Source organism: Paenibacillus sp. FSL P4-0113 (assembly GCF_038009305.1).
In the GTDB taxonomy this organism is placed as follows: domain Bacteria; phylum Bacillota; class Bacilli; order Paenibacillales; family Paenibacillaceae; genus Paenibacillus; species Paenibacillus polymyxa_D.
This window is the reverse complement of record NZ_JBBPAZ010000001.1, coordinates 5,179,052-5,200,997: the sequence shown is the minus strand read 5'-3', so window position 1 is coordinate 5,200,997 and position 21,946 is coordinate 5,179,052. Positions and strand designations below refer to the sequence as shown.

Below are 21,946 nucleotides of genomic sequence, written 5' to 3'. Positions count from 1 at the left end.
TTACTCATAATTACCCATTGCCGTCCTGTACAAACCTCTACACGACCAGATGCCCTTTTTTCTCCGCGGGTTCAATGATCGCCTCAATGCCAGCATTAAACTCCAGAAAGTCACTTTCTACTCCATCACTGAAAATAACTCCGTTTTCCGGCATCTGCGATGCAATCCGTAACGGTTTTTCGGCTGCTACCTGACCAAACACGAGATCCGCAGCAGTCGTTCGGCTGGGGAATGGTTCTCTCACCGTAAAATAAAGCGATGGCGAACTCCAGGTTGCACGATGATCATGACTCATTCCGTCTGCTGTCCCTTCCTGACTGAAGGCTGTACCTGGCATCAGCTGGCTTGGAGTCAGCGAGATTGGATGCCGTGTAGCACTGCCGACAATTCCGGCCGCTCCAGCCAGTACGCTGGTCAGCCAGCCTGTCGCTCCCAATCCGGTTGAAACGATAATGCCGCTGGAGGATTGCTGCTCTACTTGATCCTCCAGCCTTAGCTCATATCTCGCGGAAACATGAGTTTTGCGTCCAATGAACAAATCATTTACAGCATACAAGGATTGGCCATCATTTAATCGGGCCTTAGCCAGCGTAACTTCCTTAATTGGCCGTCTGTGCACGAATACATCCGGCACTACCCAGCGCAGGTCGGATACGGTAAACGGCAGCAATACCCCGTCCCAGCGCAATGGATCTGGATTCACGCCGATAAGCGGCTGCTCGGTCAAATATTTTAAGGTGTTGGCTACCAGCCCATCCTGACCCAGCACCACCACTGTATCCTGCTCACCAAAAATAAAGTTCGGCACATGCTCCCGCTCCACAATCTGAACACGACCCAAGGCCGTTAACTCCGACGTTGCCGTTGCCACCGCCCTGCGGTAATTTTCGTCCTCCAGCACATAATCACTGAAATCCGCACCCAGCCGTTCCATAAAGAAGCGAGCCTGCTGCACCGTATTGTATCGGACAATCAGTTCCTCCAGTCGCGTTTTACGCTTCACCAAAATGATCTTCTGCTCTGTCATTCGGCCGCTCATCGTGTTCTTCCTCCAGACCCTCTCGATCCTCCTGATCCGCTTGCTCCCGTATCTGACATGAGACCTTGCAGCAGATCCGGCGTAATATTCAGCTGACCGATTTTCCCTGCATTTTCTGCAAGCTCCTGGAATGCAATCGCAATTAGTTTATCCGGGCTCATATCCATGTTAGCCATAGCTTGAAGTACGTTCGGTTCAACATCCTGCAACGATTTCATGACGGCTGTCAGCTCATAGGCCTTGGCATCGGCTTCTGCCTTTTTATTCGTTACGGTCAGCTCAATCAGCTCGCGTTTTTTCTCCTCCAAGGCCGTGTCAAATCGTAGCTGCTCCTCTTTCATCTCACTTTGCTTTTGCTTTACGGAACGCTCGGCATCAAGTTGAGTTTCACGGATCTGCCTTTTTTTCGTCTCCACTGCAATCTCAGTGTTCAGCTCGTTTTCCTTCACACGCCGCTCTTGCTCAATAGATGCATTACGACGCTCATACAAAGCATGATCCGCGTTGCGAAGAATCTCTTCCCTCGCTTGAGCCTCCAGCGCTCTCATCGTCTCCTTATTAGGTAGAATCGCCAAAATCGACAGCCCCATAACCTCAATGCCGAGCTTTTCCATTTCCGTATGCTGAGCAATATCCTTTGTCATGTTTTGGGCCAGACGTTCACTGGACTGAACAGCTTCTTTGAGCGGGACACGCTCCAAATACTTTTTGGTAAGCACCTTGGCAATGTTAATCACCCGTTGGGCCAGCTTGCTTGGATCATCCGAAATGTAACGTCGTTCCTTCAAGTCATACGTATAGTTTAAAATCTGCGTCGTTCTCCGATAATCCACAATTCGATAAGTCAGTTGCCCCTGTACCGTCACCGCCTGAAAATCATTTGTCATGTCCTCAAACATGAACGGCGCATCAATAGAAGAGACGGGCACGACAACAACCGAGGTGGTCGGGGCGTAGTAATAAAAGGATAATCCAACACCCTCCCGAACCACCTTCCCGTTTTTCACCTTCATCACATATTCACTGGGCTGAAATTTAACAAAATTAAATCCAAACATAGCTGCTTCCCCGCTTTCTTTACAATTTATATTATTTTGTTATTATCATTTTGTTATTAACAATAAAATAACACATGTTCCCGATAATATCAATATGACATTTATAAAAAACAAAGGCCGTTTCCCCTCCGATACGCTCGGTTAGAGGAAACAGCCTAATTCGTTCTCTGCCTTCCTATGAAACTTTAAAGATCACGAAAAATTGTATGGTATCATCAAAAGGCGTTACATTTGTCATCATTTCATGGGTCATATATGAGCAACAGTTGTATAGTTGTATAAAGATATGATGACTCCCCGATTAGCGACGCACTGCATCGGCCTTGGGATGCAAGGAATCCGGCCTCATATCTGTCCAATGTGTGCTGATATAATTCATACATGCCTCACGGCTGTCTGTCGGGTGAACGACCTCCCATCCAGTCGGTACATGCTGGAAATCAGGCCAGAGTGAATACTGTCCTTCTCCATTCATCAGCACTAAATAACCACCTTCATTCTGCTCAAAAGGATTAATCATGGTTTGTTTTCCTCCTTGCGATTGTGATGTATTGATTTAGAAAGCCTGTATAGTTTTGCTGCCATCAGTTTTCCAATATGAGCCAAGGGTCCCGGCTGGCACAGATCCTTATGACGGCAATCCAGTTCATGCTGCTCTAGCTGTCCATCAATATAGGGAAGCCAGGTTTCCGGAGCAATTGGCTCAAACCAATCTGGGATAATTGTAGATCGGAAAAATAATATATCACCTTTGTACCGTCTCGGAACGTACTCCCCCAAGATACGCACAGAATTTACATAAGTATCCTTGAGGTTTAAAATCGTCTCCTCGCTGAGGCTGGCCAAGGCGCTACCATCGCTTCGTAAGATATGCAGGGCGGTGGAAAGCCGCAAAGGCTCATCATTCAGACTATCCGGGTCATAACCCCCCAGAGCCAACAGAGCGATTAACGCTTCCTCCTCATCTGGTCCTCCCCGCAGCGGCAAATGGTTGCTTGGGTAGGAATCCAGCATGGTCAGAATCGCAATTGTCTCTCCTTCGTATTGAAGCTGTGTCGCTATTGCATGAGCTACATTCCCTCCCAAAGACCACCCCAACAGATGATACGGTCCTGTGGGCTGAATTGTGCGAATATGACGAATATAATCGGCTGCCATATCATCCAGCGTCTGCGGCAATTCCTCCTGTTGGGCGATCCCGCGAGCCTGTAAGCCATAAATCGGATAATCCTTGCCCATGGACTGGATCAAGCCCGCATAACACCAGCTTAATCCGCCTGCCGGGTGTACACAGAACAACGGAGCTTGCAATCCACTTGCCCGCAAAGGCAGCAAAACGTCCAAAGCCCCTTGACTGGCACCTACGTTCAACTGCTCGGCTAGGCCAGCCACTGTTGGCGTTCCAAAAAGGTTGCCAATGCCCAACTCGATACCCAATGCCTCGCGGATTCTACTAATCAGCTTCACAGCCAGCAATGAATGACCGCCCAGATCAAAAAAGCCATCATCTATACCGATTCGCTCCATGCCAAGCGTCTCGGCAAACAAATCACACAGGATTTCCTCCTGTGGCGTTCGCGGTCCCCTTCCTCCACCCGCAGCCATCTGCATGGGAGCAGGTAATGCTTTACGATCCAGCTTGCCATTAGGTGTAAGCGGGAGATCGGATACCGTGACAAAAGCTGACGGTATCATATAATCAGGCAAGCTGACTCCTGCATGCAGTCGGAGTCTGGACGCTTGCGGTTCACCGCCAGGTACAGGAACAATATAGGCGACGAGTCGTTTGTCCCCCGGCTGATCTTCGCGGACAATGACCGCTGCCTGAGCCACATCATCATGCCGAACCAGCACCGCTTCAATTTCTCCCGGCTCCATGCGAAAACCACGTATTTTGACCTGCTGGTCAGCACGTCCGGCATACTCCAGCGAGCCGTCAGACCGCCAGCGGGCCAAATCACCTGTCCGATACATCCGGCTCCCCGGCAAACCATACGGATCGGCTACAAAACGCTCTGCCGTTAAAGCGGGTTTTCCCAAATAGCCTTGTGCCAATCCAGCACCGGCGACATATAAATCACCCGTTACACCCGGCGGGACAGGCTGAAGTCGATCATCCAGCACATACACTTGCAGATCAGAGATGGGACGCCCAATCAGACTGTTTGCTTTTTCAGCCACCATATCACGGTCCAACGCAATATAGCTGACATGTACAGTTGTCTCCGTAATCCCATACATATTCACCAAGGTAGGAGCATCGTCTGCATGACGCTCATACCATGCAGGCAGCCGGCCCAGTTCCAGAGCCTCACCACCAAATACGACATAACGCAACGCCAGCTTTTGTGAAAGGACAGGCTGTTCAAGATCAGCCTGCATCAGTTGATAAAATGCCGAAGGTGTCTGATTGAGCACCGTTACGCTCTCGTTCACCAGCAATTGCAGGAATTGCTCCGGAGAACGACTGACAGTATACGGCACAATGACAAGACGGCCTCCATGCAGCAACGGTCCCCAAATTTCCCATACTGAAAAATCAAACGCATAGGAGTGGAACAGAGTCCATACATCCGATGGACCAAAATGAAACCAAGGCTGCGTCGAATCAAACAAACGCGCGATATTTTGATGAGGAATAACTACTCCCTTTGGTTTTCCGGTAGAACCGGACGTATAAATAATATAAGCAGGATGAAGCGGCAACAAAGGCATCAGACGGTCTGCATCCACCGGGTTCCGGTCGGGATATGACTTCAGCTCCTTATTTGTCTGAGGATCCTCCAGTACAACCGGGAATACCGTGCTTGTTACCGGAATTGAGGATATTGTCACGTGAATGCTGGTAATCATCAGAGCAGGTGAAGCATCCTCTAGCATATATGCGAGACGATCTGCCGGATAATCAGGATCTAGCGGCAAGTAGGCGGCTCCCGATTTAAGCACAGCCAGCAATGCAATAACCATATCCAGTGACCGAGGAAGCGCCAGCGCCACAATGCGATCTGGACCTGCACCACGCGCTATCAGCAGATGCGCCAGTCGATTGGCACGCGCGTTCAATTCCTCATAACTTAGCTGGTTGCCTTCGTATGAAACTGCAACAGCTCCCGGGGTACGGGCAGCCTGTTGTTCGAATAAAACAGGCAAGCTCGAGGTAGACGCTTGGTTAGGACAAGTGCTCGCGTTCGTGTCACCGTTCCACTTCACGAGAATTTCGTGTCGTTCCTCGGGTCCCAAAATATCCAGGGCCCCTATCGGTTGTTCTGTATTAGCCACCGCGGCCACTAATAGCCGTTCCAGCCGTACCTTCATAGCTTCTATCGTTTCTCTTTTAAATAAATCGGTATTGTATTCGATCCATCCCTCGATTCCATCAGGTCGCCCGTCTGCGGTCCGACACTCGCGCAGCTCCACCGTCAGATCAAATTTCGCTGCACCCACACTGGCCAATTGCAGTTGAGTTTCCACACCGGGCAACAGCAATTCGGGATCAGGGGTGTTTTGTAAAGCAAGCATAACTTGAAACAATGGATGTCTCGATCTGGAACGTGTAGGGTTCAGCATCTCTACAAGCCGCTCGAAGGGTACATCCTGATGTTCATACGCATCCAGACAAGTACGACGGACCCGTTCCAACAGCTCACGGAAAGTAGGGTCGCCCAATGTGTTGATACGAAGCACCAGCGTGTTGATAAACAAGCCCACGAGATGATCCAGTCCCTCTGCGTTACGTCCCGCTATCGGACTGCCCACCGGGATATCCGTCCCTGCACCCAATCGGGTTAGCAATGCGGCCAACCCGGCCTGCACCACCATAAACAGGCTGGCCCGACTTTCACGAGCCAAACGCAGCAACTGCTCATGCAATTCGGGAGCGATACGCAATACAACGGTATCTCCCCGGTAGCTGGCCTCGGAAGGGCGTGGATAGTCTGTAGGCAGATCTATTTGATCCGGTAGACCTTTCAATGCGTCGTGCCAATAAGCAAGCTGCTTGTTCATCAGGCTGCCAGCCTCGTTCTCCCTTCCAAGCAGATCCTGCTGCCATAGCGCATAATCCGCATATTGTACAGGCAGCATCGGCAACACCGGTGCCATGCTTTCAGGATGTGCGGATTGTTCCGCATGTGCATTACGGTCGATGTGCGCAGCATAGGCTGTTGCCAAATCACGTGTGAGTGCATTCAGCGACCAGCCATCTCCGACAATATGGTGCAACGTCATAAGCAGCACATGCTGGTCAGCAGACAGCGTGAACAGTTCGGTTCGCAAAGCCGGCTCCACTGCAAGATCAAAGCAGTAACGTGACCCTTCAGCAAGCATGTGTGGCAGCTCTGCCTCACAAATTTTCGTCACACGGAGTACAGGCCAAGCTTGCTGCATTTCCAGAATGACCTGCTGCGCTACACCTTGCACATCTGGAAAAATCGTACGCAGCGTCTCATGGCGGGCCACGATGTCTCCTAAGGCAGCTTGAAGTGCCTCCACATTTACATCCCCCGACATACGGATAACGAGTGGGATATTATATGTAGGGCTTGGTCCCTCCATCCGATGCAGGAACCATAATCGGCTCTGGGCGAAGGAGAGAGGAATTCGTTGTGGACGTACGGCCGGAAGCAATGAGGGCCTTAAGCTCTGCCCTTGGTCCAGTCGTTCCGCAAAACTGGCAACCGTAGGAGTTTCAAACAGGCGGCCTATATTCAGTTCTACCCCGAATACCTCCCGGATTCTTGCCATCAAGCGTGCGCCAAGTAGCGAGTGACCGCCCAGATCAAAGAAACTGTCATCAATACCGACTATCGGTAGTGCCAGCACTTCTGCGAACAGGTCACACAACATGGCTTCCTGTGGTGTTCTGGGAGTACGGACGTGGAGAATCTTATCCATAACAGGAGCAGGCAATGCCTTACGGTCCAGCTTCCCATTAGGCATGAGCGGCAAGGCCCCCAGCATCACAAACGCTGAAGGTACCATATAATCGGGCAGACTCGCAGCGGCATATTCACGTAACGCCAGTGAATGCAAACGATGATGCGATGAGCCCAAGTCCCCTCTTATACTTTGATATCCAAAAGGTTCGGCAGGCGCTTTTTGTTCGGATTGCTCACTTTGTCCCGATGACCTACCCGGCTCCTGCTGAATAGTCTCTGTCTCAGCTCCGGTAAGCACCGGCGTTGCTGCGGCAGCGATCGGTACGATATAGGCAACCAGCCGCTGATCGCCCTCTCGGTCCTCACGGACAATCACAGAAACCTGGGCTACATCGGAATGCCGCGCCAAAACGGCTTCAATTTCACCCAGTTCTACGCGGAAGCCGCGAATTTTAATCTGGTGGTCCGCACGCCCCCCGTATTCAAGAGATCCATCCAATCTCCAGCGGGCCAAATCTCCAGTTCGATACATGCGGCTCCCCGGAGGGCCAAACGGATTGGCTACAAAACGCTCCGCTGTCAAATCCGGGCGCCCATAATATCCCCGAGCCAACCCATCCCCGGCAATGTACAGGTCCCCTGTGACCCCTGCCGGAACTGCCTGAAGACTACCGTCAAGCACGTACACTTGCGTATTGCGGATAGGTCTGCCGATAGCCGGTGTTCCCGTGTCCCCTTTTTCGATGGAAGCTGCAGTAGACCAAATCGTCGTTTCGGTGGGACCGTACAGATTCGTAATGCGGCAATCCAGACGCTGGAGTGCATGCAGCAATTCCTCTGGAAGAGCCTCGCCTCCAACCAGCACCCGCAAACCCCGAATAGCCTCTGCATGTTCCGTTGCCAGCACATGCCACAGCGTAGGCGTCGCCTGCATCAGGGTAGGCTGTGAACGGTTAATCAGTTCGGCCAAAGCAGACGGCTCCTGAACGGTTTCCTTCCGGGCAATAATCAGTTGCGCACCATTCAACAAGGGCAAATAGATTTCCAGTCCGGAGATATCAAAGGATATCGTCGTAACTGCCAGCAGTCGATCCTGCTCACACAACGTGAATTGATCCTGCATGGCAAGCAAAAAATTTGTCAGGCTCTTGAAAGTAATAACGACTCCCTTCGGCTTGCCCGTTGAGCCAGAGGTATAAATAATATACGCAGGATGGTCCGTGGATAAAGGCTGAACACGTTCACGATCCGTAGGATTCGTATCCGGGTAGGCTGATAGTTCATGATTATGTCCGTTCAAAACAGCCGCCGAATCCCCTTGGCCGCTTCCTCCATCCAAAAACATACGTGGCACAGAAATGTCTGCCGGAATGCGGTCCGCTACCTGGGCATTGGTTAAAATGCAGACCGGAGACGCATGCTCCAGCACATAAGCAACACGATCCTGCGGATAATCAGGGTCCAGTGGAACATAAGCCGCGCCCGTTTTAAGCACAGCCAGCATCCCTATAACCATGTTGACGGAGCGAGGGAGCATCAGGGCAACGATCTGCTCAGGTCCTGTCCCATGAGCAATCAGCCAATGGGACAATCGGTTCGCCCGCTTATTCAGCTCCTTATAGCTAATTACCATGTCGTTGTCACATTCCACAGCTACAGCATCAGGTCTAAGTTCCGCCTGTAGCTGGAGCATTTCCTGTAAGGAAGCGACTGGCATCGGACTGGAAGAACGATTCCAGCCCTTCAATATAAGCTGACGCTCCGCAGGCAGCAGGAGGTCGATTTGTCCAATCGGCTGTTCTGGTTCCGAAGCTGCGACCTTTGTAAGCAACTGCAAGAAACGCTGTTGATGCTCTTCTATTTCCCGTTTGCTATACATAGCAGGGTTGGCATCCCAATCTATGCGCAATCCAGATCCGTCCGACCTGTCATACACATTCAAGGACAGATCATCAACCGGGCCTGCCGACAGGTTATGTGTAATTCCGCGAGAACCGTTAAAATTCAGCTCATAGTCAAATGGCATAATATTGACCAATGGACCAAACAATCTCCTGTTTTCACTAAGCAAGCGCAGATCACGCCGTAGCTCCTCATGCCTGTATTTTGCATGACGCCGTATCTCACCCAGCTCCTGTACCAATTGACGGAGCAATGTGGCTACCTTCATTCCTGGCTGAATCGACAAACGCAGCGGCAACAAATTCATCACCATACCCGGCACACGGAGCGAGGCTGAGCCTAATCGGTTCATCATTGGCAAGCCAAGTATAACGTCTTGTGCACCTGTGAACCGGTGAATATAAATAGCCATTGCCGCCAAAAATACATCCGGCCAGCTCACGTTGAGACGTTCCGCAGCCATCTGAAGACGTTCACGCTCCGCAGAGGTGACATGGGCTGTAACGCGTACGAAACCTCCAGCCATCGCTTCTTTCGAAGCTACATGCCCGGAGTTTCTCGTCGCATGGTCTCCCAAACTGGCCACCTCGAACCCATCGGCAAAGCGTTTGATCCAAAATTCACGCTCCTGCCCAAACTTCTCCGAGGCGCGATAGATCGAATCTTCCTCCAATAGTTGACTAAACCGCGGAAAGCAGCCCTCTTCGTCCAAGCGTCCTTCCGCCAAAGATGTGTACAGTTGAGCCACCCGCTGCGCTATGAGCGAAAAGCCAAAGCCATCCAATGCAATATGATGAACACGCTGATACCAGAAAAATTGATGATGACCTACCCGAAACAATGCCTGTGTAAACAGTGGCCCTTGGGTAAGATCAATCGGCTTCAGCAAATCATCCCTCATCCAGACTTCAGCAACTTTACGAGGGTCAGGAGCTGCGCTTACATCGATTTGGTGCAGCGTCCATTCCCCCGAAGGCATAATCATCTGCCAGGGTCCATCCTCATCCTCTCCGAACCGCAAATGCAGTGATTCAGCCTCTGCCATCGTGCGGCGAAGTGCTTCCTTAAAGCAAATGGGATCGACCGGCCCGTGAATTTCAACGTATTCACCGGTATTATAGGCCGGATTTTGCAAATCCATCTGTTGGGCAAACCAAATGCCCGCTTGCGCTCCCGACAAAGGAAGACGAATAGCCTGATGCTTGAGCATACATAAACCCTCCTTTAAAGGGAAAAATAGTCTAAATTAGGCATTGACTGCCTAGTTCGCGAAGACAATAGCTTCCACCAATCAGCAAGTGTCGGACGTTCAGCCAACTCCACGAACGTCACCCTTGCCCCGTAGCGGCGCCATTTTTCCACAAGACTCATCATACGAATCGAATCCAGTCCCCTATCCATCAGATTATCGTGGGCAGCCAATCCTTCCGCTGATTCCTGCAGCAGTCCTGCGACCTGCTCACGTACCAATTGTTCAGTTAACTGCGGAGCCGCAGGCACTTCCTTTTCAGCCATTGCTGAATCTAAAGTCTTTGCCTCGCTTTCTCTTTCACCAGGCTTCTGGTCAGCTATGCCTGTCTGAGCTGTAGCCATATTTACACTTTGCACCTGAGTACCTTCCGTTGCTGCCCCCTTCGTAGTCTCCAACTCGTCAATCAAGGGGACAGTCAGCATCGTAACCGCGCAACGCTCAGCAGCGTAAGTCAGGGCCATTTTGTGGTATTCCAGTGAAAAGTCCCCCAAGGCGTCAGCTACAAAAAAAGGCTGTATATCCTTCATAAATGCCTCGGTCGCGGTCATTAGACAGCCAATATGTGCGTAAATACCGGTAATCATGATCTGATCGCGATGATATTGCCGCAATATATCGTCTAAATTGGTTTTTTGAAATGCGCTATACCTCCATTTCGTCATAACCATATCCTGATCCGAAGGGGCAAGCTCGTTCACAATCTCCTTTTGAACAGGTCCATCATCCATCCCCTTGCCCCAAAAATCCTGCTGTAGCCCCCTTTTCTCCGGAGCCTGACCTCCCGGCTGCGCCGAATAGATTACAGGTATCCCAAGCTGCTGGCAGTGGCTTTTCAACAACTGGATGTTAGCGATCAACTCCTTGACCGGAGATTGCCCAGCCTCAAAAGCGGTAACAAAATATTGCTGCATATCATGAATCAATAGCACTGCACGTCTGGGATCAGGCCGCCATGCCACTTTATTTTGGGGCATATCCGAAGCACTCGGCATCGGATAAGCTGAAATTGGAGGAATAGCCATCATATCGCTTCCTTTCATTTTTCATTACGAGTATCTGTCTTGCGTTATGTGTTCTTGCTCATCGTTATGTCTCCATGCGGTTCAGGTGCAGATGCTAGCTGCTGTGTAATCATTTCCCGCAATGCTTTTTTACTAACCTTGCCTACACTGGTCTGTGGAAACGCTGTTATAAACTCAATTCTGTCAGGAATTTTGTAAGCCGCCAAACCACGTTCACGCAGAAATTTCTTCAACTCCGTTACGGTCGGTACCATCTCATACGGGATAATAAAAGCACAGGAACGTTCACCCAAATATTCGTCAGGCATGGCTACAATCGCTGCATCATGCACACCGGGATGGGCCAGCAAATGATTTTCAATCTCCTCAGCCGCCACCTTTTCTCCGCCCCGGTTAATTTGATCCTTCGCTCGGCCTTCCACAATCACATTGCCATCGGGACTCAACCTCACCAAATCGCCCGTACGATAAAATCCATCCCGCGTAAATGCTCTTGCATTATGCTGATCCGCCTTATAATAACCCCGAATCGTGTAAGGTCCGCGTGTAAGCAAATGGCCTACCTCTCCCGGTGCCACTTCTTTGTCCTCATCATCCAATATTTTAATTTCATCGTCGATTGAAATGGGACGTCCCTGAGTTGCTACAATGATATCCTCCGGATCATCCAGTCTGGTATAATTGACCAGCCCCTCCGCCATACCAAACACCTGTTGCAGGGTACACCCAAGTTCCGGCTTTATGCGACGAGCAGCCTCCTCATTGAATTTGGCTCCCCCTACTTGAAGCACCTGAAGACTGGACAAATCACAGGTTCTCGACGAAGCACTATCAAGCCATACCAGCGCAAGCGGCGGGACCAAAGCAGTAATCGTCACCTGCTCCTGTTCAATCAATGGAAAAGCATCATCTGGACTCGGCGTAGGCGCAAGTACAATTTTAGCTCCCGCATATAAGGCTCCGAAGACACCCGGAGAACTGAGCGGGTAATTGTGAGCCATGGGAAGCGCAGCTAAATACACGCTATCTTCATCCAGACCGCATATTTCAACACTGCCCCGCAGACTGTAAATATAATCATCGTGTGTCCTTGGAATTAGCTTGGGCAAGCCTGTACTCCCACCGGAAAGCTGGAGAAAGGCAATATCCCCCGCAAGCACCTGGGGTAACGACTGATCAGGTTGGATATACAATCCGGATAGAGCCGTAAATTCCTGCGGCTTGCCCACAACAATGACATGACGCAGGGTTGCCACTCTGGCTTGTACCTCTCTGGCTAGTCCACGATAGTCAAAGCCCGAATATACATCTGGAATGATATAAGCAACCGCCTCGGAAAATTCACCGAAATAGGCAATCTCGCTACTTCGATGAGCCGGAAGCGAGAATATGGGTAACGCCCCCAATCTGAACAGCGCAAAGCATACATCAAAAAACTCCGTAACATTTGGCAACTGAACGATGACCCGATCCGTCGATCTAATTCCCAATTGGTAAAATCCGGCTGACAGACGATCTACTTTTTCGTCCAATTCACGGTAGCTTGTACTTGTTTGGCCGTCCGTCACTGCCGTCCGGTCACCTTGCGATACTGCACGCTCCCGCAACATTTCTCCAAAGGTCACTCCCTCCCAGTAGCCTGCCTTCCGGTAACGCTCGGCAAATTCCTGCGGCCATGTAGGGCATCCGGGCAACATCATGATATTCCTCCTCTTTCTGTATCGTTCTCGTTATTCATGCTTCAGTCCCAATGCCTGAAGCATGGTTCCAAACTTGGCTGCTGTTTCCGCCAGTTCGTCTTCCGGGTTTGAAGCCGCCACAATGCCTGCCCCTGCAAACAAACGCAAGGAATGCTTTGCAGCTTCTGCACAACGGATCGTAATCACCCATTCTCCATCTCCGGCTGCATCACACCATCCAACAATTCCCGTGTAAAAGCCCCGATCAAACGATTCGATATCTCGGATAACCTTTTTGGCCTGCTCTGTAGGCGAACCGCATACGGCTGGCGTAGGATGCAGCGCCAGGGCAACGGCCAAAGATGAAACCGTCAAATCCACTAATTCCCCCGTAATTTCAGTCGAAAGATGCCACATCGTCTCTGTTTGTATCAGCGAAGGCTCCTGCGGCACATCCAGTCTCCGGCATAGCGGTCTGAGTGCCAAGGCCACCGCTTCAACGACTACCGCGTGCTCATGCCGGTCCTTGACTGATTCCAGCAATGCCGCAGCCCGCAGCTTATCTTCGACAGGATCATCACTGCGAGGTGCAGAGCCAGCCAGCGGATTAACCGTCAGATGCAGCCCCTCTCGGGAAACGAGCAGCTCGGGGCTAGCTCCAATCAGCGTTCGCTGTTCCACACCGACAACAGCCCCGTCCGAGCCTGCTTCTTCCGCCTCCAAAGCGGGTAAATCAACAGCGAAGGTATAGCCCTTGGTATTATGTCTGGCTAAATTATGCAAATAACTTGGAACGTCTACTTGTTCCGAAGTATCCAGCTGTAGTGTTCTGGAGAGCACGATTTTGTTCAGCTCCCCGGACGCAATATATTTCAGGGCCTGTTCCACCCCCTGTACAAACTCCGACGGATCGGGCACGGAACGAATACCGTAGTCCGGAGCCTGCCCAAGCTTTGTCGGGTTCACACGGCTGGCAGCATTCGCTGAATCGGCAGCTTTCCCATTCTCGGAGTGCCAGTTCGTAGAGTGAGAATGAAGCGGCCCCGCCCAGCGAGTCTCTGCCGGAACCAGAAGCTGTGCAGCCCGTGAAGCATCAAAGGGAATAGCTCCCACCACAATCGGATGTCCACCGTGGGACTGACGCACACTCTCGAGCAACGTGGCTACACGCCCGGTCAATCCGCCCTCCGTATCGCTTGCCTCCCCATGCGGCAATGCCCCCAACGTACCTTGGGCCAGTAAAGTCCGGGTGGGTGACGCAAAAAAGAAGGAAGAGCCTGGCTTGTAATCTTTTAGCAAGTGAGTCGCTTGTACTTCAAGCGCAGTATTGGATTTCATACGTTATTGCCTCCTGTTCCATTGTTTTCTGTCACGATTGCCATCATCTATTCCCATACAAGACTGCTGCATTCCACTCAGACACCTAACGTAGCGCCACCATCAATGCGCAAATCATGCATCGTTATATGGCGTGACTTGTCCGAAGCAAGAAAAACAACAGCATCCGCGATATCTGCCGGATCAGCCAACCTTCGCAGTGGAATGCCGACCTTGTAAGCGTTCGGCGATCCGTCAATAGCTGCTTGTGCCCCACTTTCATCAGACCACAGGGACCACTGCATTTCTGTCTCCGTAGAACCTGGGGACACCACATTACAGCGAATATGATGGCAGGCAACCTCCAATCCTAAGCATTTAGTAAACATCGCCGAAGCGGCCTTTGAAGCTGCATAAGCTGCCATATACATACGAGGTACAGCTCCCGCATTGGAACCCACCGTGACAATCGAACCCGATTTCCGGGGAATCATATGCTTCACCACAGCCCGGGATATGTAAAAGACACCGTTTGTGTTTACAGCAAAGGTTTCCGTCCAGTCACTGTCACGGAGCGTGTCTACTAGCCCAATTCGTAGCACACCCGCAACATTCACCAAAATGCCAACTGGTCCGAGATGATGCTCAATCTGCTCTACCGTCTCATCGACAGCCGCACGATGGCTGACATCGACAGGAAAAGCCGTTGCACGATAGCCGTCACGCACCAGCTCGTCTACCAGCCTGCTCACACCTTCTGCGTTTCGGTCTACAGCGGCAATGATTGCTCCCAATTCGGCCAGAGAACGCGCCACAGCAGCACCGATACCTTGGGCAGCACCTGTAACCAGAGCTACCTTCCCCTGTATTCCGTCATCACTCATGTTCATTCCACCCTTTCCAGCGAAATCAAAAGAAGCAGTTTAACGCTCAGTTTCTGCTGTAATCATCATTCATTTTGAATTTAAATAACTAATAATGATAATCATTATCAATTAATAGTTACAAAATATGATAACTAAACCATCAATTACAGTCAATGTTGAAAATCGTCTGTTTTAGTCCATATTTGTACATTTAAGAAAATTATCAATTCAAAAAAACCTCTCCTGCTAGCATTGGAGAGGTTTTTTTGAATTTTATCCCTTTTTATACTCTATATCCCTTTATATATCTTCATTTTTTGATTCTTTTTATAGTTTTAGTGACAAACCGAAGCAAAACGAACGGCTCTGCTCACCAGTACTGGCAACACGGATATATGGCCTTCATCTGCAAATTCACGGAATTCTACATGCAAGCCCGAATCATTCACATTTGTTAAACGCTCGGCAAGCTCCCTGGCCTTTTCCTGCATACCACTTGAATGTCCTGCTTCCAGCTCACCCACCGCAATCAACAGCCTTTTGTTCCGCTGTTCCTGATCTGTGGAGGCTAAAAAGTGTTTCTCTTCCTCCATAATGGCCCTCCCACCCCAGTGAATAGAGGGACTTCCCGCCACATAGATCTGAAAAGAGCCGGGTCTTGTAAACAGGGTATGTAATACGAACAGGCCCCCTAATGAATGACCGAAGATCGTTTGTCGGCTGCGATCGATGTGAAAATCACGCTCCATTTTAGGCTTTAGCTCATCTTCAATAAATGACAGGAAATGCTCGGCTCCCCCGCTTTCAATAGGTGCTTCTCCGTTTGGTCTTACAGGAAGCTCTACTGCCGTCCTTGGTAGTGTAAGATCGTAATATCGAGAAGGATGGAACGGAGCCTCTGTTGGGTAGCCTATTCCTACAACGATAGCTGGGACAACACCCGTTTTGTCGGGTCGTCTGCCCTGAACACGCACCGCTTCCACCAGGGTTCCAAAAACAGAATTGGCATCCAGTACATAAATAATTGGATACCCGGATACAGGAGGTTCTTCAGCAGGGATCGCAATATAAATATGATACTCACGGTTTTCAGCCTGTGAATACATCACTCGATGCTGACTTCGAGGAACGTACACAGCTCCATGTGCATCACTGGAACGATGAACATGCGTAAATAGGTCTTTCACGGGAATAACCTCCTATAGAACCTCAATTTCAATTCAATTAGGCCGTTTTTTTCATGAGCAAGACTACAAAATAAGGGACCCCGATCACCGCAATAATCAGCCCAACGGGAATTTCCGCAGGCGCAACCACCGTTTTGGCAACAAAATCAGACAACAGTACCAGCACCATACCCACCATGCCGCATACGGGAATCACAAGACGATGATGAAGGCCAACCAATCTTCTGGCGATATGGGGGGACAATAATCCTACAAAGCCTATTCCTCCTGAAACAGACACACAGGCACTCACCAGTCCAATGCTGGACAGCAGAAGAATAGACTTTTCCTTTTCGGTCGCAACGCCGAGACTTTTAGCTGTATGTTCATGCAATTGAAATAGATCCAGAACATACGATTTCAACCAAATAACAGGGATCAAAATGACAAGCCACGGAATTACGGCGGCAACCAGCTTCCAATCCGCACTCCAAATACTGCCCGACATCCATACTGTCGCCATCTCGAAATCCGAGGCTTTCATTTTCAGCGATAGATATAAGCTTAAGGAACCGAAGCCAGAGCCAATCGCGATACCTACGAGAAGCAGCCGCTGTGGATCCAGGCGTCCTGCTTTCCATGCAAACAAATAGATCAGCAGGGCAGCCATCAATCCTCCAATCAAGCCAAAAAAGGGCATAGCCAACGCCGCAGTCCAGCCTGTCGTTTCCATCTGTCCTTGGTAAAAGAACATAAATATGACGATGGCTGCCCCCGCCCCTGCATTAATGCCCAAAATGCCGGGATCAGCCAAGCCATTCCGTGTAACTCCCTGTACCGCCGCCCCAGCAATCCCCAGCCCCAGACCGACCAAGGCGGCAATCACAATACGAGGTAGCCGAAAATCAAAAATTACCAAATCCAACTGCGGAGTAGGATGAATACGGAACAACGTCTGAACCACTTCCTGCAGAGTCATGTCAAACTCCCCATGGGTCAGACTAATATAGGAGGCTGCTAAAATGAGCGCAGCCACGCTTAAAAGTACGAGCCACAGGCGTTTTGCACTGATTTTACGCATGCTCTCCCCCTCCTTTTCTACGTATTAAGTACAGAAAGAAAGGGATGCCAATGACTGAGGTAACCACACCAATAGGCGTTTCAAACGGATAATTTAGAAAACGGCTCAACACATCAGACATACCCAAAAAAACGCCACCGATCAAACCAGAGCATGGAATGACCCAACGGTAATCTACTCCGATTAAATATCGGGTGATGTGCGGAATCAATAAGCCAACAAAAGCAATTTTTCCTGCCAGCGCAACAGAAACACCCGTCAGCAATGCTACACAGAGCATCGCCCCCAGCTTGACCGGTAATGACCGCTGTCCCAGGCCTGTGGCCACGTCGTCGCCTAGCGACAGTAGTGTTATTGGCTTGGCCAGCAGCATCGCCCCCACAACTGCCACAAGAGCAAAGGGAATTGCCAATTGGATCATCCCGGGATCCATCTGATGCAGTCGTGCGTTAAACCAGAAGCTTACATTTTGCGATACATTAAAATAAATGGAAAGAACGGCCGACAGGCTGCTTAAAAACGTGCCGATGATTGTTCCCAAAATGGCCATACGAACCGGAGCAAGACCCCCGGGAATCATCCAGGCTAAACCGAATACAATAGCTACCCCAAGAGCCGATCCTACAAAAGAACTGCCGATCAGCCCCATCGAAGTGGAGTTCGGCGCGAGGATCATCATTAAGGTGATCACAAATGCCGCTCCATCTGACACGCCCATAATGGAGGGTGAAGCCAAGAAATTCCGCGTCATTCCCTGCATAATGGCTCCTGAAATCGCGAGAAAAGCACCAATCAATATAGAGCCGACCGCTCTAGGCAGACGAGAGTTTAATACGACCTGATGATCTACATTCCCAGCATCAAAATGGAAAAAGGTAGCAATTACCGTCTCCCATTCTATCGTCTTGGCTCCGTACATCACAGACAGCAGTAACGTTAACACGATAAACAAGGGAGAGACGAAGATGATAAGGTAAGGAGAGATTAATTTTTTTCCCATGTTCCTACCTTTACTGCGAAAGTCGGTTCATAACCGCTTCCAAAAAGGCTAGTTTGCTCCATGAAGTACCGCCTTGAGCATTGGGATCTACGATGTTGACGAAGGTTTTCCCATTCTTTACGGCGCTGATACTGCTCCAAATCGGATTTTTCTCCAGATCTGCTAATGCCTGCGGCTGATCCTTGTTCTCTCCTTCTGAGAATTGCACGAACAGATAATCAGGGTTCATATCAGCCAACTTCTCCAAAGAAACTGCCTCTTGTGCCTTTACTGTATTTAACTCTTCCGGTACCTTAGCTCCCAGATCAACATATAGCGAAGGATTGAAATATACATCTGCAGGATATACATACAGATTACCTGTACGAATCCGTACCATAAGCACCTTTTTGTTTTCCCATAATGGCTTGAGCTTCTGTTGGGCCGCCTGAGCATCTCGCTTGTACTTGTTCAGTATCTCTTTCGCCTTCGCCTCTTTGCCCGTAAGTTGCCCCAACATGAGCAGGTTCGCTTCCCAGTTCGTTGAAATATGAGATACTGGAATCAATGTAGCGACCTTCCCCAGCTGTTCTGCCACCGCAGGTCGAAATTTGGAGCTCCCAAGAATCACATCTGCCTTCAGTTTCAGGATCGTTTCAGCACTAGGCTGCATTCGGTCACCAACATCTGCGGCTCCTTCCATCGCTTTTTCCATGTATTCGGGGAATTTTCCTCCCGAAGTAACCGCCCCAGTCGGCTTTACTCCCAGGACAGCCGCATCTTCCATCGCTTCCAGACTTGCTACAATAATATGATCCGTCTTGGTCAGCTTATAAGTCTTATCTAGATATGTAATCGTCTTGGCACTTTCTCCGTCGGAAACTGACGTCTGTGTCGATGCATTGGAATTCGTTTGAGCCGAGCTATCCACCTCCTGCACTTTTCCACCACACGCTGTCAACAACAAACTTGCCGATAATAAAGTACACACCCCTACTGCAAACTTCTTCATAACCTGAATGGCTCCCCTCTACTGCTTGATTACAGATAATAGTTATCATTATCAATGATAACTATTATCAATAGTAGGAGAGAAATCAGTGCATTGCAATATTTTTTCTAATATTTATTAAAAAGGTGAGCTTTTTTCCTTGGAATCACTGCATCTAAGAAGCATCAGCCTTCCTCTCTCTGCTGAACATCATCCACATTCCATTCTCTATAGAACTGCTCCAGGTACAGCTCCATCCATTGATGCCGAACCTCCGCCAGCTCTCGGGCATAAGTGGTATTCATTAAATCCTGGAGCTTGAGCAGCTTTTCGTAAAAATGGTATATGGCACTTTTACCTGCGGCACGATACTCATGCTGTGAAAAATCTTTATCCGGGTGATGCATCATACTGCCTTTTGAGCCTGCATACATAAAGGTTCTTGCAATCCCAATTGCTCCAAGAGCATCTAACCGATCCGCATCCTGCACAACTTGACCCTCCAGCGTCTCCATGGGCGGGTTTTGTCCACCATTGTAGGACATCGTAGCAATAATAGTCATCACGTGCGCGATTATATCCAGATCACTTACATGCAGAAGCAGCCACTGCTCTACTTTATCCAGCCCGGCTTGTTTGGAATCATTTAATTTTTCATCCGCTACATCATGCAGCAGTGCTGCCAGTTCACAAATAAACGAATCTGCGCCCTCTTTGGCAGCAATTTTAAGAGACAGCTTTCTCACCCGGTCTATATGCCACCAATCGTGACCACTATGATCATGCTCCAACTGTTGCTGTACAAAGGGCTCTGCCTTTTGAATAATATCTGCACAAATCGCTTCCTGTTGCTCCGTTCGTCTCTTCATATGTCACCTTTCAATCCAGTCCATACTTTCTATGGTAGGTTCGTTTGATTTTTTAATGCAAACCACATCAATCGTAGTCGCGGAAGTTCTTTTACATTTTCCCTACCCTATCTCTAATCCTATATAACTTAATTCCGTATCTTACTCTACTCCACGACACCAAGCTCGCGGTTCTTCTCCTTAAAGCGGCTGTTATGAGAAGAAACATATGCCGCTTTGTCAGCTGCCGGATCAATATACAGCTTCGCGCTGTTCAGCGCAAGGGCGGCATCTGTGAACGCACCGGCAATCAGATACAGCTTACTTCCGTACTCGACAAAATCGCCTGCCGCGAAAATCCCCGGCAGATTCGTTTCCAGCTTTTCGCTCACTCGGGCATGCCACTCCCCCATATCCAGTCCCCAATCCCGAAGCGGACCGAAATCGGATTTTAGTCCATGATTTACGATGACTGCATCGACATTCAGCACCTGTATTTCGTCCGTATCTACATGACTGATCGTTACCTGTTCAATCGTCTCTCCATTGTTGCTATGTAGCTGACTCACCGCGTATGGCGTGAGAACACGGACCGAAGATGATTTCATACGCGCTACATTTTTCTCATGTCCACCAAAGTGATCCCGACGATGTACGACGGTCACACTCGCCGCAATAGACTCCAGCTCATTCGCCCAATCCACTGCTGAGTCGCCCCCACCGGAAATCAGGACGTGCTTGCCCCGAAATGGCTCTAGCTCTTGTACAGTATAATGCAGGTTCGTAACCTCATAGCGGTCCGCCCCCTCAATCTCCAGCTTAGCCATTTTGAGAATACCATAGCCTACTGCCAGAACGATCGTGCGTGTCCAATGCTGTTCCCCTGTGGCAGAAGTTAGCAGGAACGTGCCATCCTCTTGCCGATCCAAACCAGTGATCTGCTGCCCCAGCACAATGGTAGGCTCGAACGTCCGCGCTTGCTGCTCCAGCTGATCAATCAGCTTTTCACATAAAACCGGGGTAATCCCTCCGACATCCCATATCATCTTCTCTGGGTATATGCGCATCCGTCCGCCCAACTCATGCTTAGCTTCGATCAGCTTGGTCTTCATATCTCTCATTCCACTGTAAAATGCGGTATACATACCGGCAGGACCACCGCCGATGATCGTTACATCATATAATTCCAAGGACACTGTCACTCTGCAACTCTCCCTATCATAGCGTAATATGTCTGCTCTTATTATAAGTGATAATAATTATCAATATCAATTAGGAAATAAAAACATGACCCTTAGAGAGGTTTTCGTGACCTTAGAACTGCATTTTATGGGTTAATATAGCTACTCATGCATGGAAGCATCCATATATTCATTTCCTCTTTCATTCTATCAAGTGAATGTTTCAAAAAAGTTACTTCCATCAATCATCCAATACTGTTCAGATGAAGGTACCTCGTTCAAAAAGTTTTGATATTCTCCTTTCCACCCCACTGGGACATAGTGTTCAAACGAAGCTGGCTCAGGAAATAGCGAATAGAGAACTTTCTCATCAAAGTTAACATACAGAGCAGGATAAAACTCCAGCACTTCATCCTGATGCTGAATAGCATCATCCAGCAACTGGAGCATTGAAGTTAGTTCCCCTGTAGCCACCTTATATTCACAGATGTGATCCAAAAATGCTCCTGCTGTGGTTTCATCCAAAATAGGGATACCAAACCGTTCCTCCATCTCGGTATTCAAAAACCAATATTCTCTTTCCGTCACATACCAATTCCATTTTCCTTCAAAAATAACACCAACAATGATGTTTTGCGCATATTCAGGCCATAATTTCATGAGCTTCTCGCGTTCCTCTCTTTCTCAC

At 49.5% G+C, this 21,946-nt stretch carries 15 protein-coding genes; all 15 read right to left on the bottom strand.

Features of this window, described 5'->3' with window-relative positions; translation table 11 throughout:
• Window positions 1–37 precede the first annotated feature (37 nt).
• The gene (locus MKX46_RS22730) at window positions 38–1,039 is read right to left on the bottom strand and encodes a sugar kinase (RefSeq protein WP_029516439.1); all 1,002 of its coding nucleotides are present in this window, start codon (window positions 1,037–1,039) and stop codon (window positions 38–40) included.
• Window positions 1,036–2,097 carry an SPFH domain-containing protein gene (locus MKX46_RS22725; RefSeq protein WP_029516438.1) on the bottom strand — a complete coding sequence of 354 codons (1,062 nt, stop codon included), beginning with the start codon at window positions 2,095–2,097 and terminating at the stop codon, window positions 1,036–1,038. Before MKX46_RS22725 ends, MKX46_RS22730 begins: the two co-directional genes overlap by 4 nt.
• Before the next feature lie 301 nt (window positions 2,098–2,398).
• Entirely contained in the window at window positions 2,399–2,617 is a 219-nt protein-coding gene (locus tag MKX46_RS22720; RefSeq protein WP_029516437.1) for an MbtH family protein, read from the bottom strand.
• Window positions 2,614–10,086, bottom strand: coding sequence for an amino acid adenylation domain-containing protein (locus tag MKX46_RS22715; RefSeq protein ID WP_341071816.1), 7,473 nt, complete (start codon window positions 10,084–10,086; stop codon window positions 2,614–2,616). Before MKX46_RS22715 ends, MKX46_RS22720 begins: the two co-directional genes overlap by 4 nt.
• Window positions 10,087–10,100: 14 nt before the next feature.
• On the bottom strand, window positions 10,101–11,150 hold the full coding sequence (locus MKX46_RS22710; RefSeq protein WP_341071815.1) for an isochorismatase family protein: 1,050 nt from the start codon (window positions 11,148–11,150) through the stop codon (window positions 10,101–10,103).
• 44 nt (window positions 11,151–11,194) lie between these two features.
• Entirely contained in the window at window positions 11,195–12,847 is a 1,653-nt protein-coding gene (locus MKX46_RS22705; RefSeq protein WP_341071924.1) for a (2,3-dihydroxybenzoyl)adenylate synthase, read from the bottom strand.
• Window positions 12,848–12,880: 33 nt separating this feature from the next.
• Window positions 12,881–14,167 carry an isochorismate synthase DhbC gene (gene dhbC, locus MKX46_RS22700; protein ID WP_029516434.1) on the bottom strand — a complete coding sequence of 429 codons (1,287 nt, stop codon included), beginning with the start codon at window positions 14,165–14,167 and terminating at the stop codon, window positions 12,881–12,883.
• Window positions 14,168–14,244: 77 nt separating this feature from the next.
• Window positions 14,245–15,030: a 2,3-dihydro-2,3-dihydroxybenzoate dehydrogenase gene (locus MKX46_RS22695; protein WP_039269699.1), complete on the bottom strand. Its 786-nt coding sequence runs from the start codon at window positions 15,028–15,030 to the stop codon at window positions 14,245–14,247.
• 317 nt (window positions 15,031–15,347) lie between these two features.
• Window positions 15,348–16,118: an alpha/beta hydrolase gene (locus MKX46_RS22690; protein WP_029516432.1), complete on the bottom strand. Its 771-nt coding sequence runs from the start codon at window positions 16,116–16,118 to the stop codon at window positions 15,348–15,350.
• Between the two features lie 118 nt (window positions 16,119–16,236).
• On the bottom strand, window positions 16,237–17,259 hold the full coding sequence (locus MKX46_RS22685; protein ID WP_029516431.1) for a FecCD family ABC transporter permease: 1,023 nt from the start codon (window positions 17,257–17,259) through the stop codon (window positions 16,237–16,239).
• Window positions 17,252–18,259, bottom strand: a complete 1,008-nt coding sequence (locus tag MKX46_RS22680) for a FecCD family ABC transporter permease (RefSeq protein WP_039269698.1) — start codon at window positions 18,257–18,259, stop codon at window positions 17,252–17,254. The genes MKX46_RS22685 and MKX46_RS22680 overlap by 8 nt, the downstream gene beginning before the upstream one ends.
• A 10-nt stretch (window positions 18,260–18,269) precedes the next feature.
• The gene (locus tag MKX46_RS22675; RefSeq protein WP_029516428.1) at window positions 18,270–19,250 is read right to left on the bottom strand and encodes an ABC transporter substrate-binding protein; all 981 of its coding nucleotides are present in this window, start codon (window positions 19,248–19,250) and stop codon (window positions 18,270–18,272) included.
• A 164-nt stretch (window positions 19,251–19,414) separates the two neighbouring features.
• Complete coding sequence (locus MKX46_RS22670) at window positions 19,415–20,098, bottom strand: HD domain-containing protein (RefSeq protein ID WP_029516427.1); 684 nt, start codon at window positions 20,096–20,098, stop codon at window positions 19,415–19,417.
• A gap of 146 nt (window positions 20,099–20,244) precedes the next feature.
• On the bottom strand, window positions 20,245–21,279 hold the full coding sequence (locus MKX46_RS22665; RefSeq protein ID WP_341071814.1) for an NAD(P)/FAD-dependent oxidoreductase: 1,035 nt from the start codon (window positions 21,277–21,279) through the stop codon (window positions 20,245–20,247).
• Between the two features lie 189 nt (window positions 21,280–21,468).
• Window positions 21,469–21,918, bottom strand: a complete 450-nt coding sequence (locus MKX46_RS22660; RefSeq protein ID WP_341071813.1) for a hypothetical protein — start codon at window positions 21,916–21,918, stop codon at window positions 21,469–21,471.
• Window positions 21,919–21,946 lie beyond the last annotated feature (28 nt).